Below are 21,991 nucleotides of genomic sequence, written 5' to 3'. Positions count from 1 at the left end.
TAATTCAGCTAGAGTAAATACTGCTAATTTATTGAGCTACTATACAATTTTCTGAATTTAATCATAATAGCGATGAATATCAAGCACTTAAAGGAATAATGTTTTATTGATTTTTACATATGTAAGTTTACTCTATGAATTGACATTGATTTTATGAACTATTTCTTAATGAATTTTGAGACCAGAGAAGACGCTTCTTTTAAATTAATTTTAATGAAATAGAAACCATCAACAATATATTGTGTATCAATAGTATAACGACTTACTCCAGCATCAATAGTAGCTTTCACCGTAAAATTTGATACTTCTATACCTGAAGCATTAAATAATCGAATCGAATTGGCATCTATGGTTTGATTAAGTTCAATCACCACAAAGTCATTTACGGGATTAGGATAAACATTCAATTCTAGCGGTTTCAATATATTCTTATCTAAACTTGTAATAGTATCTTCAAGAATCGTCAATTCAAAATCAGCTATTACATTTGCTCCATAAGTATCTTCTGCAGTGATTATAACCGTTCCATTCCCTGCCTCATTAAAAATGACTTCCAATTGTTCGTTCTCAATATTTAAATTAGCCATTTTGCTATTTGATAAACTTGCTTTATACACTATTGGATGTTGGTCTTCATCTTCAAAATAGTTTTCCAAAGGAATTTTCAGACCCAGATCTGAAACGTAGAAAACTTGGTGTTCAATAGATGAGATCACCATTGGCGCCCTATTCAATACACTTATATTAAAGGTTGAGGAAATTTCTGAATAGTTATCAGAAGCTGTTACTGTGAGTGTTGTTTCTCCAATTTCAAGAGGATAAAAAGTAAATTCTGCTTTTTGTAAATTGGTAAAATCAACAACGCCTTCATTTGTCACCTCAATGGAAAAGTTTAAAATATGATCATCAGCATCAATGAAAAAGTTGTTCAAGTCAATTTGAAAACCTTCATCTGTCAAATACATCTCCGTATCCTCAATTTCCTTTAAAATATCAACTTCAGTATTTGTAATAGTGACATTAAAGGTAGTCTCTTTAGTATTTTCTCCATCAGTTGCTTGAATTGTCACCATAGTTTCTCCTTCCAATAATGGATCAATGATAAGATTACGATTATCAAGTTCTACCAAAACATTATCGTTTGAGGTTGAAATATTATAAATCAGTTCTACATTTTCCGGATCAGTAAAAAGCCCATTTATATTAATTTCACTTTGACGTTCTACAATAACAGTTTGATCTACAATTGAAAAGTTTTGAATTGGAGGGTAATTTCCATCAATGACAACATCAATAGTATCTTTTATAAATTCATAACCATCATCAACAGTCATAATAAGTGTAACAGTCCCTTTTTGAAGTGGAAGCAATTTAAAATCAGAAGTCTCTGTCTTCTCTACTTTTATCACATCATTTGAAGGAATAAAAAGTGTATAGGTTAAGTGATGATCATCGATATCATAATAACTATTGGAAGGAACAATAAGGTAAGTACTCTCTGTTTTGACAATGTCCATTAAAATATCTCCTACTTTTCCTTTAGGTGGATTATTGAAACTAATTATTGAAAGTTCTTGAGCTACTTCCCCATTATTATTGGATGCAATAACTTTGAGTTGTACTTCATCAATAACAAAAGTTGTAATGGTTAATACTGAATCATTGATAGAATAATTAAGCTGTTGGTCGTTTTCCATTTCAACAGAAAATACTCTTTCAATGCTTTGGAAGCCGAAATAATCATTCAAGTTCAATTCAAAAGGTTTCCCAACAACTTGGTTCCGAGCTTCAAAGTCTTTTTTGATGTAGGGTTTCGTGGAATAGGTGTGTAGATCAAAAGTCTGTTGTTTTACAATACCATTTTTGGTTGCGAAGACAGTAATTAATTGAGGTGTTTCAAAAAATTGAAGAACACTGATTTTCAAAATATTGCCTTCAATTACTGTTGCTATATTTTCATTACTTGAAATAGTATAATCTATGACATTGTTCTCAAAAGAACTATAAAAGAAATTGTCCAGATTAATTTCAACAGAATCATTTAGTTCTATTGTTTGGTCCCTCAAAGCATTTTTAATATGAACACCTCCTTTAACATTAAAATCAATATCAAAATTGTATGAGGGTTGATTGGGATTAGAAGTTGTGATTTGAATGGTTTCTTCAAAACTGTCTTTGTAAAATAAATTTTCAGCATTAACCAAAAAAGAAACTTCCTTGCTTTCGCCAGCTTCTAATGTAAATCTTGTTTTTTCTGGAGCTAAATTTCTTTTAGGAGGAGAAATGTTGATTGTCATATTGGATGACAGATAACTTGAATTATAAGCAATAGTTAAACCTTCCGAACCAGAATAACTTTCAAGCCCAACGGTATAAATAGCCGTTTCTACTTGTTTATAGTTATATTGAATGCTTCCATCTTTCCAATACACCAATTGAAAGGTATTTTCAGTATTTGCATTATCATATGTTGGAATTTTCGTGTACTGAACTATTAGCTTTTCTTCATCCAATAGATAATAAATTGATCCGTTGACTTGAGGCGTAAGGTCACACCAGAGAGGTGCAATCAAACTGTGTGGTTTATCTGAATTGGGCAACTCATGATTCTTCCAGGCATCCCCGTTCTCTTTATCAAAAGTGAGATAACCATTGGAAGAAATTAGGATTGTTTCAAAATGCTTTTCGTACAAAATAAAATCCCAATTGGTATTATGTAAAGCATAAAAATCGTCATCATTGAGCTTCAACTCAGTTCCAATTGACGTAATATCAATCCATTGATAATCGACTTCTTCTCCCTCATTGCTATCTACATAAATGTATTTTCCATCTGTCCCTTCTCCATATTCTTTTTGTTGAGAATAAGAGGCGTTATATTGCTCTTTTAAAAGTGGTTCTTCATTTTGAAATACTGTAGAAAAAATTAGTTCTTCATCAACATAATAACTACTCAGTTTAAAATCTATGGGACCTTCTGAAGGGTTTGTGAAAGTATGAGCCACTGTTTTAATTTCATTATGTTCCACATTGATTTCAAATTTTTGGTCAAAAGTCAATGTACCATTTGGAACTACTGTTCCTTCTATTAGAATTACAATTTCATCATCATTTTCGCCATTTATAATAATTGAATCTTTGATGTTGCCCAATTGATTTGGAGTGTAAGTGATATCCAAGTAATAATCACTATACGGAGCTATTTCGTTGGCTTTAATATCGGTACTGTCAATCACAATATCATTAGAGGTTGTAATGATTTGCTTGATATTGAAATACCCTGCCCCTTCATTTTTTAATGTAATTCTTTTTGAGATATCTTTAAACTGTCGTTCATTGTTTAATACAAATTGACTATCTATAGTGATGAAATGTGTGGCTTGAACAGTTACATTAATTGCTGTTGATGATTTCAAAATATCATATGCTCCTTCTTTGACATACACTTGAAAATTAGCTGAATGTTCACCGCCAAGAATCTTCTTATTTTCATTGACTGTATAATCAAAATCAATAGATTGATGTGCTTTAATTTCTCCTTCAAAAGGAATTGATGAAGTGAACCACGAGAGATTTGAGCATGCATTAACAGTATACGCCTCTTGAATGACATTGGCAAACAATTGTCCTCCATCTGCCCCCTCAAGCCAATAAGCAGTATAAGAATTAATGTAATAGATATTTTTATTGTTAACCTCTTTTTTAAGTAAAAATGGCACTCCATCATTATAACATATCAGGACTTCTGTATTTGGTTTTATCTTATCTGAAGGAATTCCAATTCTATTGTACGTATCAAAAAAATCAACACCGTTTAATAATTCACTTCCGTTTTCTAAAAGTCCATTGCCCTTAGAAGCCAATTGCTCTTCTGTCACATCAATGGGATCAAGATCATTTTCATACCACGAACCCAAAATCTGATCAGTTGATTCTAAATTCACAAATGCTGAAAGAACTATACTACCTCCTCTCTCCATATATTGATACAATACATTTCCCAACGCATTGGAATCATTATAGCCATAAATTCCATTAATCACAATCACATCAAAAGCTTCAACTTCTGTAAGTGTCGGTGTATATTCAAATGCGTTTATTCCTGTAACGGAAGTAAACCTACTGGTAGCATACAGTTCATCAACCGACCTTTCTAACCATTCCATTTTCCCACTGCCTAAGAGTAACACATTAAAGCCATCATTATGTGTGGTATTTTGCTTATAGATGACCTGAGAAGTGATGATTTCATTTTCATTCAGTGTACGCGTGTTCTCCAAATTGTTCTTGGACATCACTGAATACACTGCTTCAAGTGGTGTTAAAGTACCTTTATGGTTCACCACAACTTTATAAGTGGCATTGGAATTTGAGGTGTTTTGAAAACTTATCTGGCCAATGGCTGATTCATTGTATGCTATATCATACTTGGTATTATTTTCCGTTACTTGTAGAGTTCTTTCAAAAATCCCTTTACCAATTAATTCAATGGAATAAAGAAGGATATCAGGCATGTTTGTACCTATTGAAAAGTTTTCTTTGATATCATTTTCATCAACTGGAGAAAAATGAAATTCAAGCGTCTCTTTTTCTTCTGGGGCAAGTGTTAAAGGTGAATGGTTAACGACTTTAAAATATTGATTGCTTGAAGCATCAAAATGAATGATCAAGTCTTCATCTCCTGTATTTTGTATTTCAGTTAAAAAAACATTAGTACTATCAATATACCTTTGGTCAAACTGAATAAAATCAACAACTGAAAGGTGTGGTGATGGACTGACCGTAAGTTCAACTTCTATTTCTACTTTTGGTTGAAAAGGATCGTTAGAAATGACAATCACTTTTCCTGTATAGTACCCCGAAGGAAGGTTTTCTTTCACTTCCACTGAAATTTGTCTTGATGCATTGGCTCCAGAGAGCGTAAAGTTGGACAAAGTAGTGGAATCATTGACGTATAGCCAAGGTGTTGTATCATCTGACTCTGCTTCTACTTTTACCTCCAATGGCAATTCTCTAAGACTATTGATTTCAAAAGACTTTTTCAATCCATTTATTCGCTGAAAGTAACCTTCAAATTGTAGTTGAGCTGTATTGATCTCTAATTCTGCATAATCAATATTATCTATCACAACTGGAATGTTAACACTAGGCTGGTTGATGTCATTGGTTTGAAATGAGATATGTCCTTCTACCTTTTCAATTTCCTCAGAATACCTTTCAAGTTGTAAAACCATGGAATCATTTGATTGAACTGTAAAGCTAGTTTCATCAAATGAAACCCCTTCAATATCAGTTGCTAAATTAGTAACCAATAGCTCATTATACCCTCTATTATAAATCACAATATTTTGGATGTATTGATTTCCTATATAAGATGTATCTACAATTGAAGTATCAGACAGGTTTAAGACAACATCGCCAAATCGAATAGCAAACGGAAAGATCGAAACAGGTTTTAAAGGGTCGTTGGAAAAAATAAAAAGGTCGTGCTCTATACTATCGCCTGCTTCAAAAAATAGTTGTGATTGATATGCTAATTGAATTATTGTTTGCTCTTGTGGTGGAATCGTTCCATTAGTTGGTGTAAACTCAAAATAATCAGGAGTAATCTGAATTGCAGTTTCTGATTGCAAATAGCTATTATTGAAAGCTACTGTTAAACCTTCTACTCCTGTTTCATTTGAGATACCTGCTGTTCCATGATATGCCTTGTCAATGGTATGATAAAAATAGTTAATTTCACCATTTTCATGAAGAACTAATTGAAACTTCACATGATTTTCTGGAGCGTTATAATATTGAGCATTGTACTGTACAATTAGTTTATCCTTTTTCTCTAAAAGAAAAACTTCAACAGAATCAAGGTCCGTCCAATAAGGAGCTATCAGATTGGTAAACTGTCCTGCAATTGGAAGTTCCTGATTATACCAATGATTTGTTGATGAGTTACCTAATTGCAGATAACCATTAGAAAAAATTGTAATATCATTGTAGGAAGAACTATAAAAAGGAAAATCAAAATGAGTCAGCTGAAAGGATGTTATGCCTTCATTAAAAAGCTTAAAACGTGTTCCTTTTGTGGAAACATCTTCCCATACATATTGAATTCCGCCTTCAATACTATGATCTGTCCAATGGTAAAATTGATCTGAAGAAGAACCATAATGTTGTAATACTTCTCTTCCTCTTAAGGTGTACTCTGTGCCTTTCTGAGGTTGCAATTGGCTGTAATGACTTTCTTTAGCTGTAGTCAAATCACTTTCCTTATTTGTATTCGCTTCTAGTTGAAAACCATACATTAAGTCATCAGAACCATTATTCTGTAATTCAAATACTTCTGTAATATTTCCACTTACAGCTTGTTTTAATTGAATACTATCTGGTGTTACTAATGAGGGAGGTTCAATTGTGTTTATCATTCCAGACAATGAAATGGAATAATTGGTATGATTAGGATCATTGGTGGAAAAGCTTAGTATTCCATTTTCATCAGAAGTATTGATAGAGGTAAACGTAATGGGTAAAAACACATTACCAAAAGGTGGTATTATGATATTTTCTTCGGCAACAAGAAATGAAGAAGTGTTCGTTTGAATATTACTTATTTCAAGATTAGCAAATGCATTATTAAATATCTCAATTTGTTTTTTTGCAGTAAACCCCTGGTAAATTTCTCCAAAATCAATAGAGGTTGAATCAATATAAAAAACTGGGGCCTCATAGATATTCATTCTAGTTTGCACACTTAAATCAATTTCAGAATCAAATAAAATTACTTCTTCATAACTGCCCACCTCAAAACCCGATGGAGAAAAAGTGATGGTTATCTCTATTGATTCATCAATTCCTAGTGTGCCATTTGTTATATCAAAAGTGAAATACGAAGCGTTTTCAGTTAAATCAAAAGTCACTTCTGTATTGGAGATATTAAAGACTGTAACTTTGTTGGATTGAGGTTGATTGTCATTTATGTCAAAAGTAATTTCTTCAGGAGAAACTCCTATTGTTTTAATGGATTGAAGTGCTTTTAAGGCATTTATTCTTCCTGTTCCTAATTCCCCAATAAAAAGAGGATTCTCTGATTCAATATCATCAACAGAAGTTTCAAGGATTTTTCTTAATTCAGAATTAGTCATATTTCCTTTTGCCGCAGCTACTACCAATGCTGCAACACCTGACACATGTGGGCAGGCCATAGATGTTCCTTGAAAATAGCCATAAGTATTGTTGGGTAACGTACTTAAAACTCCTTTTTCTGCTGAACTAATTGTTTCACCACCTGGTGCAGTAATATCTACCCAATCGCCATAGTTGCTGTAGTATGCTTTTTTATCTTGATTAGTAGAGGACGCAACGGTTAAAATGGGTTCATAATAACCTGGATAGTATAAATCGTTGTCGTTACTATTTCCTGCAGCAAAAATAACGATTCCACCTTTCATTGGACTATCCGGATGACTTCCAGCCTCAGCAATAAAATAATCAATGGCATCTAAAATTTCCTGATCGAAATAACTTGGAGAACTATGCCCCCAGCTATTTTGTGAAATTACCGCTCCGTTGTCAGCAGCATAAACGTATGACTGTGCAAAACCTCCATTGGCACCATTATTTGCAAACCCCATACAAGACATCAATTTCACTCCATTACCGGTGCCGTTTCCACCAGCAACACCCGCCACACCAATGTTATTGTTATTGACTGCAGCAATGGTTCCCGCTACATGAGTACCGTGTTCCCCTGCCTCAATTTCATTATTATTGAATACAAAATTAAAACCATTGATATCGTCTATGTAGCCATTACCATCATCATCAATTCCATTATTAGGTATTTCGTCTTCATTTATCCAAATATTTTCTTCCAAATCAATATGATCAGTATCAATGCCTGCATCTAACACAGAGACGATGACATTACTACTCCCTGAATTGATTTCCCATGCATCTAAAAGACTAATATCAGCTCCTACTTCACCATTATTTTGACCAGTATTATGATAATGCCATTGACTGGTCAAAAGTGGATCATTCATCGATACTTGTGTCGTACTAGAATAAACTTCACTATTTTCAACTTTAGAATAATTCCCCTTCGAAAGAACTTTTTTATTAACAGGTTTAGAAATTTCAAAACCTGAAAAAGTGGAAAACTGTAAGGCTACATTCTCTGGAGATTCATCCGTAGAAAATGTAAATTCATACCATAGGTGAAGGCCGTATTTTCTATGTTTTTCTTCAAATTTTGGCGAGTATGGAAAAACTCTTTTCATTTTCGTTATTCCATATTTAGCATTCAATTGATCTAATTCCCCATCACCTGTGGTAATTGTTCCTTGTTGTGAAAGTGCATTATTTAATTGTGTGAAAGCATTTATTTTTTCCTTTTTCAATTTGACACGGATAATATGCTCTTCATATTTTTTTAAAATCACTGAAGAGTTTTCCTGTGCTAAAACTTCCACTGACTGAGAAAAAAATAGCAGTGAAAGCAATGTAGAAGTGAGTAATAATTTTGAGCAGTTATTCATTTAGAATAAGAAAGTAACAACCTTTATTTAGTAATGAGGTTTAGTAAAGATAAAAAAATAACCCAAAGCAGACTAAAAATTAGTCACTCTGGGTACTATATATATAAACCTTTTCTTATTTCATTAATTTGAGGTGAGCCGTTTTACCCGACTTTGACATAATTTTCAGAATGTACATTCCTGTTTTCCAATCTGATGTATTTAAAGTTAAGTTATGGATACCATTCGCATCCGCTTCACTCTTTATTGTATAAACAGATGTACCTGTAAGTGTTGTGATTTGGCCTTCAAAAGCTTCATCTGCAGTTAAACCTGAAATTGTTATCACAGCATTGTCTTCCTCTAGAGGGTTCGGGAATACAAATAATTCAATAGCTGATGCAATCGTTTCATTATTATGATCCAACACCAACGTCACTGGACCGTAATACGTATCTTGTCCATCAAAATCTACTTGTTTCAGTCTATAGAACACAAGCTTGTTTTTGATTTTATCCTCATAGTTGTATTGAATAGAAACGTTTGAATTTCCGCTTGCGTCCCTACTTCCTATTTTTTCATATGATTTTCCATTGAAAGATCTTTCAATATCAAAATGAGAAGCATTAACTTCTGAAGCTGTTTCCCATTCTAATAAAACATTTCCTTCCTTATCAACTGACCCTTGAAAATAGGTTAATTCTACAGGAAGTTCATCAGCTGGGTTAATATATTCTTCTAAAGTCGATCCAAAATCAGAGAAGTGCATGATGCCACTTGCCTCCACATACCCGCTATTTTCATCTCCTGTAAAAGTAGATGTTTCCTCATACCAATTGATACCATTACCATCACTCTTGTCATAGTAATGGATTAACTTTCTAAGACTTGATGTAGCCAATGAATAGTGTGATAAATCTTCTAAGTAAAGACGGATATTGATTCCATCTGCATCAGATGAGCCGTTAGTAATATTCCAAATAAATTGAGATACCTCCATAGCAATTCCATCAGCACTATCATCTATTAAAAGGTTTTCACCTCTATCTTCTGTTGTATATTTCACAGAATAATCATGAGTGGCAAAAACGTTTTGTGTATTGATAGCAGCTCTAGCCCAAGTTGATTGAGAACCCACAGGGAATTCATACCATGCATTTACACCTCCTGGGATGCTCTTTGCGGTAACTTTACCATAGATAAATGATCTTGTAGAGGATGATACACCTGTTGGCCCACCAACACCTGATGCTAAAATCACATGTGGCGCTTTCAAGATTCCATTGGTCAAAGTCAATCCATTGCTAATATTAATATCTAGTTCAGAATCTATTCCATTTGAATTATTGATGATCAAATTTATAAACGTTTCTTCACTTGAATAACCTGTTAGAGTCTGAATTGAGGTGCCACTGAATGTCACGGAACCAGAATCACTCATCGTAAAATTTCCATTACCATATTCATTCATCCAATTCCCTTTTAAATCCAAACTATTTGAACCAAAAGCTACAGTTGTACCAAGACCTTCAATAGTAAAATCTCCTTCTACAACTAGAGAACCTGAAACAGTTTTTGTACCTGTGCCTCCAAACTTTATGTTTCTTAAGTTGTGATTATTAAGTTTCAATGTTTGATCTACACCATCCAATACTAAAGTAAAATCATCATCATAATTCAGATTCACTGCACTTGACAATTCAAAGTTACCTTTTGCATTGAAAGTATTGCCACCTACATTCAATGTCCCATCGTCCATATTGAATAATCCTTGAACATTGACATCTCCTGTCAAGTTGATAACAGGATCATTTGAACCATCAATGTATAAGTCATTGTAATTTTCACCTGCCACCAAATTAATTTCATCTCCTGCCGCTGGTTTTAATACCATAATGGAAGATTCTTGTTTAAAGATACCATCATTTTGAATACGGCCTTCTACTCTTACTAATGATCTTATAAAATCAACATAACCTTTTTGTACATCGTTTGAAAGAATAGAGAATTCATCCTTGATAATCATTTCATAATTACCATCAACACTCCTATCCAATACACTTGGGTCTGTACTTGACTTAATGACCAAACCTGCTAAAGGCTCCACTCTTAATGAGAAAATGGCAATTTGTTTTGTATCTAATAAAACTGGAGGTCTATTGCCTGAATCAATTTCAGGAATAATTACTATTGCATTTGTTGCATGTTCTGTTTCTTCTCCAGGGTAGACAGTTGGTTCAGTACCTCCAATTAAAACCCAGTTGGATGGTTCAGTCCAATCTGCAAGACCTTCGTGGAAATTTCCTTCATCACCAACCCAAGTGTAAATATTTTTTGTCGCTTCCCAAACAATTGAATTAGCCACTACTTCATCTTCAAAGTTATCACCTGGAATACTACCTTTTGCATCCGAGAAATAAACAATAGTACCTGAATTGTTTCTAACGTTTGTAATTGAAGGTCCATTCAAGAAAAGATTGTAAAACTTATAATCAAGATTACTATTTCCTGCAGTTGGCGTTCCTGCAATAGTGTAAGAAACCAAATGGATTAAACGCCCATTTGATTGTCCATTTTGGAAAATACCAAAAGGTAATAATACATCAAAGTCTTGATCTGCATCACTTGGATCATTATTGTGATCGATTAATTTACTGACCGTATTTATCGTAACTCCATTAAAGACAATTCCTTCTTCATCCATATATTCAAATGTAAAAGAATCGCCTGTGAAGCTTCCTCCAAACAATGAGAACGAATAATCAGATACTGAATTCTGACTAGTCACCTTTGCATCATTTACCATGATCAAGGCCCCATCATTTAGCTCGAAAATTGTTTCATTATTCATCACTAAGGTTGAAGATGTGAGATCTAATGTACCACCATTTACATTTATCTTATTAGTAGCACCTCCTTGGAAATAAATTGTATGCCCGTTAGCATCAAATGTACCTGATACTACATCAACTGAGGTCGAAGTGTAGATATTAGATCTTAGTTCATATTCATCAGAAGCATCATCCGCATTTATAGTCAACAACTCTATCACATTACTTGAAGAAGGTATACTTACAGTGAAAACATCCGCGACGCCATCTCCATCACCTTTTAAGTTGATTGTATTATTATTGGTTATAATACCTCCTTGAACAGACATATTTCCACTTATACTTAAAGTTTTAAGTGATGCATTTAGTTCAATTGAAGCTCCTGACAATACGGTAAAGTCTCCTAAAATATCTTCATCTCCATTTAGGTTTAATATTACAACAGAGGTTTCTCCAATGGTTAAATCTCCGAAATCAAGGCCTGCATTATCAATTTGCTGTACACCAGAACCGTTGGCAGTTAATTTTCCTCCACCATGTGTAAATGTACCTGTTGGATTCACTACCCAATTAGACTTGAATGATATTTCATCATTAACGGATTCCATTTTCATCTGTCCATTCAGCTCAACGTTACCATTAATCACTAAATCAACACCTGAAGTAGATGAATTGATAAGCAATAACGAACCTGTTTTTAACGTAAGATTATTAACTCGTGCTATTTCCGATCCATCAATGATAGGTTGATTTGTAGTAGCTTCAATAACCACATCATTATCTGCTGTTGGTATACCTCCATTGGATGAAGACCAGTTATTTGCATTATACCAATTTGTATTTTCAGCACCCGTCCAGGTATATACATCTGGTCCATACCAATTAATTAAATTATTCGGATCTCTTTCAAAATTACTTCCAGATAATTGCCCGTTGGCATTATAAAAATCTATCCTTCCAGTCGTAGAATTGTCTTTTGCAACATTGGCTGTACCTCTTAAAGCACTTTGTATAAAGTTCACATTTTCAATGGCTCCACTTGTATAATTACCATCTCCATCAAATTGAGCTTCAAAGGCTTGGTTATTTTCAATCTTCAGTGCAACACCACCTTCTTTGTAATTTGTTAAAGTCCCATCAGAGAAGTTATTTCCTTGATCATATTTATCTATCGTTCCAGAAGTCTTAATGAAAATACCATTCGTCGACATACCACTTATATTGTAATAGCGTGCATTAATATTTCCTTCTACATTAAAACTATAATTAAAACCTGTTTCTGTACTCTCAATGATTGCAGGGGTTGTAGCTGTTCCTACTACATTAATATTACCAGCAACATTCAAAGTAGAATTATTACCCATTTTCAATTGACCTGACTCCCCTAAAACATAAGATCCTTTTGTGGCAATATTAAACTGTCCATTATTACCAATATTAATTGTTGCTCCTGATGTATTCAACGTTCCTTGCTCCAATTCCAAATCATAATTATCTGTAATAGTCAGCTCATCTGTGAGTGTGTAAACCGTTGTATTTTTACCATTAATTCTCAAGCCTCTAAATCTAGAGTCATTTGTTCTAATAATAGCTCCTGTACCTGAAGCTTTCATATAATAAGTTCCTGTTTCAGCTAATGTACCGTTATTAACCAATAAGTTTTTATTCAAAGTGGCTGTGTTACTTCCAAGTGAGAAAATACCATTTTGAACCACTAAGTCGCCTTCAACTGTAATATCAGATGCTGTAACTGTCAGTGTAGAACTAGCAGGTTTATTGACATTAATATCATAAAATTTATTTTCCCTGCCATTTAAAAGTTCGATTATTTGATCTTCTGTTCCATCAAAAGTGAACTTACTTGTACCATATACTAAAGATGAGTTCTGATAATTATGCTCTAAATCTTTACTGATTTTTACATTCTCATTATTAGTATTAAAGGTTGTCTGATTAATTCTTAAATTACCTCTAACAATCAATTCCCCTTCCGTTGAGATTGTTTTCACTGACTCTTCCCCTTCTAAATAAAGATGCCCATAGAAAATTGGCAGAATATATTGTAATACATCTGATTCATCTCTCACTTCCTCCTTCGTATGGATGGATTGATTGAGACCACCTCTATAAAATGTTCTACTGTCTTGATCAAAAGTATAATTACCAAATCCTTTTGGAAAGTTATCTGCCCCTTCCAAATAAAGGCTATGATCGGAACCTAAAATAAATTCTCCAGTATGTTTACCAGTAATTTGTTTTTCTTGTGTATAAATATCTGTATTTGTAGCATCTAAAGTTGTTAATTCCATATCAGCATATAAAGTGATACTGTTTGCTGCTAAGGTGACACTATCAAAGAATGTTTTATTGCCTTGAATATTGATATTTCCTCCAATGTCTTGAAAGATAAAATTCGAAGAGCCATTTCCAGAAGGGTCTGAGAGATTGGAAGTTGCCCCGTAACCATACCAATTAGCATCTCTTAAATAGTGTGTACCACCTCCATCATATAACACAAAACTGAATTCATTATTTTCAACATCCACTCGGTTATAAAATACAAAAGAGCTGTTTTCATTCTTTTGCATCAATGCTCCTTTCTCCAAATAAGCACGATTAGTAATGATTAATGAATCTTCAACCACATATTCTGCACCTTGAAAACGTGCTCTTTTGAAAGTGGCATTTTTCAGGTTTTGAGTAGACGTACCTTGTAAGTAAATCCAACCGTCTGATTGTGTATCAAAAGAAGCTGTACGACTGAGTTGAACATCTCCGTTGAAAATCACATCATGATTGTTTGGTAATGTAATTCCGCCTTGGTTTGAGATAGAAAATGCTCCTTCTACTTTTAGCTGACTTTGAAGAGCAACTGTCGCCCCTCCTGAAATTTCAAGGTTATAAAATGAGGAGTTGTTTTGATCCAATACAACAGTACCTGATGATTTAGCTAATTTAAGTGTACCACTTCCAGCTAAAAAAGAACCATTGTTTGTCACAGAATGATTTTGACCTACCACAACAAGCTCGTTATCTGTCACAGTAATTAAACCGCTTTCCAACTGAATATCACCTCCCACATTCAATGCTACATTAGCTGGATCTGCCCCATCAAGATCAGAATCTAATGTCAAACGACCTCCTTGAATAATTAAATTTCTACATTCTGCTTTTAATGCTCCTGAAATGATAGGATAAAAAGTAGTAGGAGATGCTTTTGAAGGGATAATTACATTATGAATATTCAATTCCGGTACTGCATTATCTTCCCAATTGGACGCTGTAAACCAATCAGAACTTGTAATACCCAACCAGTTTTTATCATTGCTAGGTGGCCAATTAATCAATGCTTCACCATCTAATTCATAGTTTTCACCTTGTATTGAGCCTGCTACAATTCCACCAAAAGTAATTGGTTTTGTAGCTGTCATACGACGGACATTATATAAATCAACACCATCATTTGGATCTCCATTATAATCAAAAGTTACATTTTCAATAGCATTGTTAACTATAGCTTCAATGGAGAGGTATATTCTATCTACTCCTAAACTATTGTTGGTTGACATTCCTGAAAAAACTCCTTCTGAAAAGTTATTTGTATCATCAACAGTAGCTCCCGCATCTACTTTAAAACCACCATGATCAAGATTTCTAAATTCATAATATTTAGCAGAAATTTTCCCACCTGATTGTATATCTACTACTAATCTATGGTTATCAGATCCACTATCATCTGAACTTAATTTTGACAAAAGTCCTTCTTCACCTACTACACTTAAATGACCTCCATTTTCCACTGTAATTGTAGGTCTATTGGCCAATTTACCATCACCATCATGTGCATTTAATTGTACACTACCTCCTTTTGAAACTAATAATTCTCCTCTAATATTTAAATTTTCAACCATTTTAGAAGCTAAAGAAGGATATTCTTCAAGATCCGTTCTTGCACCAACATAAAAAACATGACCATTGACATCAACTGTTACATTTTGTTCAATGTTTACACTAGTATAAGTATAAAGGTCATCAGTTAATTTGTAGGTGTTTTTGTTAGTTCCTAAGAACTGAACTTCAAACATTCTTGTATTTCCATTCTGAAAAATAGTATACTCCGCATTAGCATCTGCTCCATCAAAAACTACTTTTGCTTTTTTTGGGCTGTATCTACCAAATTCAAAATTCCAATTCCCTTTGACAGTGATTATAGAGGCTTCGTTTTGAGGTACTAAAGTTGTATTATCAATAGCGATAATATCATAAGCCGTTAAGTTACCTGTGATTGTTTTACTTCCTGAATTGGAAAGTGTTAGGTTTTTCACTGAGAAATCTTCGGGTAGTTGCTGATTATCTCCATTTAATATAAAATTGGCATTACTTGTAATATCTTCCGTGCCAAGATCAATTGCACTAGCGGCGATACTATGCGTATAAGCTCCGAAATTTACTTGTCCACCTAAAGTTGTCAATTCATCGTCAATATCTAAAGGACATACTATCGTTTTTGTTGACGACTCCAAAAATTTTAAACCTCCAATAGTATTATCATTGCCAAAGTTTATAGTTTGAGAATCACCATCTCTATTCACTCTCAACGTTTTTATTGAAGTCAATGTCGTAGTATTGTCAGATGTCCAATTTTCACCCCAGAAATCAAAACTTCTAGAAATATATACATCAGCATTTGATGCCATCACTATATCATGTTCTATAGTATAGTCATCTCTATCAAAACGTTTTTGTGATGCGCCTGTTAATGTTAAATTGGGTAGTGTCAAACCTTCCACCATTAAATCAACAGTCTGTGTTACCCCTTCTGTATCACCATTTAAATAAAGTGTACCTCCACTTCTGAAATCAATAGTACTCAGAATAAGGTTTCCTCCAACAAATACTGTTTCAGAATTGATATCAAAAGCACCTTCTTCATTTAATCTTTCATCAAGATTTCCTAATACCACAAGGTTTTCATGCAAATCAACGTAACCTTCTTCTCTCAAATAAAGATTGCCGTAAGCCACATCTGTATTAATAATACAATCTTCTTCAAAAGCGGTATTGACATAGGTGTTACTTGTTTTGGAAACATTATACATATCAAAATTAGAAGCAAAAGCAATATCATCTTCATCTTGAGGATAAACATTCCATCTTGAATTTACACCTAACTTCAACTTACTTCCTGAAACGCCTGTAACTTTAAAATACGCATCAGAACTACCTTGATTAAAAGTGACACCATCTTCCACTTCAAAATCTCCCTTGACAGTAATGTCTGAATTAAGTGTTTTTGAACCTATTCCCTCTAAAATTAAGTGATGATATGATGTTAATTCATCGGGTAAAGACCAATTGCCTCCATAGTGTCTAAGTGTACCAGAATTCCAAGTAATTAAAGTATTTTCCTTGTTAGTTCTAGTATCAAAAATCAATAAAGAGGAACCAATATTAATCACTTTGCCATTGACATTTAAACTTGTTTCGTAAACATCAGAATCATCAGCATTTATTCTAAATTGATTCGTTACATTGATATCTCCATTTAACGTTTTTGCTCCATTATCGATATGTAAATTATAATATTGGAAATCACCTATGGTTTGTGCTCCTTCATCATAATCAAAAGTACCACCAGTGATTTGATATTGAGAAAAACCTGCAGGGTAATTACTTACATCTCTTATTTTCACACTTCCGCCTGTCATAGTAAAGACACCGGTACCAGTTAAAGAACTCCCTGCCTCTAATGTGACACTAATACCATCCAAAATTGTCAAATCTCCATTTACTGTAATATTTGCTCCAGAAAGAAGGCTTTTTTTACTTGTACCTTGGAAAATTACATTGCCAAATGTAGTCTGTCCTTTAATATCTTGTCCAGCACCGCCGAAGATGATAGTACCTGTATGTGAAAAGTTAGGGGAATTATGATCATTATCGAATTCTCCTTTTATATAAATCAAGTATTCTCCGGCATTAAAAGAAGCCGTTGCTGCATCCAAATCAATTTTATTATGTGCGGTAATATTACCATGCAACGTAACTGAATGATTATCTTCTACAATGATATTATAAAAATCTCCTCCATAAATTGCAGCTGTTCCTTCACACAACAAATCAGAATTTCTATATTCAAAGGTGCCTCCTTCTTTTTTCCAATCACCTGATAGCTTTATATCAGTATCCGAAACATCATAAATACCGGATTTAATTGTGATGTCAACAACATTCAAAGTATTATCTGATTGCAAAATGGTATGTTCTTTCCCATCAATAAGCAAACTTGTATAAGTTTCTTGACCAGGGATAAAAGAAATCAGTTTTGCTGGAGCACCATCTTCTTGTGCGAATTTTACGGGGGAAGTATTTGCAGTAAATGTGCCTTCATTAATCCAATCACCAAATACAACAATAGAATCACCATTAGTAACTGCACCTGTTAATGTGCCACCGTAATTGATAAAAATACCATCATAAGCCTCAAGACGTTCTTCAACAGTCAATGTAGCACCATCTTGAATATCTATTCTTTTTGCTCTACCTGTAGAATCATCAATGACAGGATAATTAGTTAGACCAGTAGGTATGACAACATTATTGGTTTTGGTGGGCTTCACTCCTCCTGCCCAATTGGATTCAGTATGCCAATCCGTAGAGGTAGCACCTGTCCACTCTATAAATGATTCAAAAGACCAGATAATTTTGCCTGATATATCATCTTCCACCTCTTTATTACAACCTTTTGCATTATAAAAAGTAAGATCTCCAATAGATGTACTATTATTTGCCACAGCATAGTCAGGACCTTGACCAAAAGTAACATTATCAATAGTTGTTGTAGTTAATGTAGCTCCTGAAGCTATTGTTATTGAGGCATTGGAGTTGTTAGTACCATTAATAAAGAGTCCATTGGTGAGGTTATTAGGAGAGGACGCTAATGAACTATTCTGTCCAAATTGTAATCCATCACCTCTCAAATCCGTGATTTTATAATTTTTAGCAGAAAGTAAACCGTCAATTAAAATGTGGTAGGTATTGGTTTTGTAGCCTTCAATCAATGCATAGTTATTGTCATCACCAACAATTGTAATCGTACTTAAAGCTTCACCTAAAAGTGAAGGTTGTGCATCAGAACCTGTCAATTGTAAAGCAGATCCAGCACCAACAATCAATTCAGCATTCTCTTTTACAATGACCTGCTTATTATTATTAGTTTGCTCTAAGGAGTAACCATTTAAATCAAACTTACCAACATTGACCGTAAAATCACCTTTAGAACCCGTCATTCTAAAATCAGATATCAACTGATAGGTGGTATTGACTGAAGGATCAATCATAAAATCAGTATTATTATTATCGACTGGAGTACCATCATTTCCTCTATCTAATCCATTTTTAATTTGATACGTTCGGTCAGCATCTACACCATTAAAAGTAAAAGTATTTACATTGTAGATATCACCATCAGAAAGTAGATCACCTCCTATGGTTAGGTTATTATTACTGATATTGACTCTAGAATTTAAACTAATTGTAAAATCATTAACCACAGTAAGGTCATTGTTGAATTTCAATATCTCATCCGCTGTCAGAGCACTATTGATAGTATAAAAAGCATCTGTTTCATTAATTTCAGAAGATTGCCCAGTGAAAGTTACAGTACCATTTCCATGAGTAAAAGTACCATCTCCAGTCCATGTATTTGCACAAATAATTGTATAACCATCTGTATTTAAAGTGGTGTATGCATCTTGTAGAAACTGATCAATAACAATATTACCATTTAGATTTACTACCGTTCCTGTCTCTTGGATTGAGAACTTGTAAAAAGTTGTAGATTGTACTGATTGAGTTTTGCCTCCATTAAAATTGACAATATTAGTACTTTTAAAGAGACCATCATTATTCAGCCAATCTCCTTTTATATTTATTGTTTTGTTATTACCATCTACAATTGATCCTTTAATTGAAATTCCTTTATCAAAAGTATAAGTTGAATTTCCTTGGAAAACTTTCATACCTTCTCCAGAAAAGGAAACTAGTTCTGAAAAAGTCGCTTTTGCTGCATCATCAACTCTAAAGTTTTGCAATGATGAACCTGATAAAATAAAATTTGCATTTACTGCTTGAGTGAAAGCATTTCCAGCACCAATGTTATAAAAATGTCCTTTTAATGTAAGATCATCTGTAATTTCAAGACTTCCTCTTTCTGATTCCATCCTTAAGTCACCTCCTATTTTCACTTTAGTATTAAAGACCGTTTTAATAGAAGGATCATTGCTCAATGTCACATCTTTAAATTCACTCAAGCTATTTTGTATAACGGTTTGATCAGTGACTGAGGATTCAGAACAAAACCTTACACTACCATTTGTTTGTGTAAATTTTGAAGTCGCATTCTCAATCCAATTCCCTTTTAAATCTATATTTTCATTTGCAGTAACAGTTAAAAGAGTACTTTCATCTACGCCTCCCCTTAAAATCATATCTCCAAAAACAGAAATAGGGCCTAGTATTGTAACATTACCAGTTGAATTGAAAATAAGATGACCAAACGTAGCATCATTGATTACTTGATCACTTGTTCCATGAAATATAACTGTAGATTTTTCTATACCTTCATAATGATCCGTTCCTGCATTATTTAATTTCCAATCTCCATAAATATTTATAGTGTTGTAACCTGCCATTAAGACGCTACTGCCTCCTATGGTTTCAATTTTTCCATTAACAGTAATATCTCCTGATAAGGTTTTATTTCCATTTCCACTAAATTCAAGATTACCATAAGTGATTGACGGAATGTTTTGACTACCGCCACTAAATTCAATAAAGGCATGCGTCTGATCAATAGCAACTGTGCTAGGTGCTGTTAAGAAAGTTGAGTGACTACTTTTTGTTCTAATTTTAGTGAAGTCGCCTTGTGTAATACTTGTGGAAACATCCAACAAATCAGACGAGTCGTTTTGTAAATCAATGACTAATAATGAAGCTAACGAACCCGAACTATTGGTGATGGTAAGTACATCAATATCCAATTTATTATAGATCGATAACGTTCTATTAGCCGTAAGGGCGGCACCCACTTCAATATTGAAATTCGAAATTTTATAGATATTATCTCCTTCATCAGGAAGTTCATTGGATAAAGCTATTGTTCTATTGGCATCATTGACAACCATTGTTATCGTTGCATTTGTAGCATCAATTGTACCCGGATTTTTATCATCCTCCTCACTTCTATTTTCAATATTTTCATGAATGGTCAATGTCTTTCCTGGACTGACAATTAAGTGAGCATCATCATACACTCCTAGATCCCCCATTACCACTAAATCCTCATTAATAGTTTTTTTGGATGCATTGTATAAACGAAGGTTACCATATTGAATGGCTAATAATGTGATATCATCTGTAGTTCTGTAATAGAAATTTGATGCTACAGCTATAGTATGCATCGCAAAAGAAGGAGGTGTAGCACCTTCTATATAGACTCTCGAGTCATCATTAACCGTAAGAGTTCCTCCATTTGAATTTAATACTGTATTTGTTCGGATAATTAATGTTTCTGAATTGCTTACGGTAACATTACCCGTAAAAGTGATAATGTCTCCATCTGAACTTGAGCCACCAAAATAAAGATTTGCATCCTCAGCTATAAAGTTGACTGTACCCATATCAATAGTACCCACCAATGTATTGTCTTCAGTATTGTAATGTTCAATAGTGGCATTGTTATTCATATAAACATTTCCACCATTAAACGTTAAAGCTGTACCTGAGTTTGAAACAACATCTCGTACTCTTATTGTCTTTAGGCTGTAATCTCCACTTTCAAAAGATAAAGTAGCTCCTTCGTCTTTATAAACCTCAACAGTACCTGTTGCATAAAATCCTTCTGAAATGATATTGGATCCGCCTTCTCTAAATCGGACATCACTAAATTGTGCTGCTGGATTCCCCTTCGAAGACATGTCAGTCACTGAAGGCACAGAAATTCTTTGTGCTCCAGTACCGTCTAAAATCAAATCATTATTTGCTTCTGTGGAATATTTACTTTCTGAATCAATACTCAGGTGACCAGAAAGATAAATAACATTTTTCGAATCAAACTCCGTGTTAGTGATGGTAAAATTGCCGTCAATATTCATTGGAGAATCATTGACAACAACGCTATTACCTCCTTTCTCAAAAGACAAATTACTAAACTGAAGCATATTATAACTTCCATCTGAATTTCTGCCTTCAATCACAGAAATGTTTGAACTGTTGTTAAACGTGATGAGCGAAGTAGGATCAAAGTCAGTATATCCAGATTGGTAATAATAATAATCATTTGAGATCCGCAATGTAGCATTAGCTGCCATTTTCAACGTACCTGCTACTTCCAAGGTATGTATTGATTCAGTATCACTATCGGTGATTGTAACTGTATGTGCCGCTAAAATAACAAAATGATTTCCAGTAATAGAAGTAGGCTCAATACCTGTTCCATCACTATTTGATGCCCATGTTGAAAACGAATCGAAGTTTCCATTTGTCTTAGAATAATAAATCGTTTGAGCAGTAGTAGCGTAATAAGTGAAGCAGAACAAAAACACCCATAGGTATTTGTGTACACTTCTTATGTGTAATATTCTCACAATA

At 33.7% G+C, this 21,991-nt stretch carries 2 protein-coding genes; both read right to left on the bottom strand.

Annotated elements, in window-relative coordinates; translation table 11 throughout:
* Positions 1–158: 158 nt before the first annotated feature.
* Positions 159–8,531 carry a S8 family serine peptidase gene (locus tag AVL50_RS11280; protein WP_062616606.1) on the bottom strand — a complete coding sequence of 2,791 codons (8,373 nt, stop codon included), beginning with the start codon at positions 8,529–8,531 and terminating at the stop codon, positions 159–161.
* 115 nt (positions 8,532–8,646) lie between these two features.
* Positions 8,647–21,987, bottom strand: a complete 13,341-nt coding sequence (locus AVL50_RS11275; protein ID WP_157491281.1) for a T9SS type A sorting domain-containing protein — start codon at positions 21,985–21,987, stop codon at positions 8,647–8,649.
* Positions 21,988–21,991: the final 4 nt, after the last annotated feature.

It is taken from the genome of Flammeovirga sp. SJP92 (assembly GCF_001583495.1).
GTDB lineage: Bacteria > Bacteroidota > Bacteroidia > Cytophagales > Flammeovirgaceae > Flammeovirga.
The sequence above is the reverse complement of the archived record's forward strand: the minus strand, read 5'-3'. Positions and strand labels throughout refer to the sequence as shown.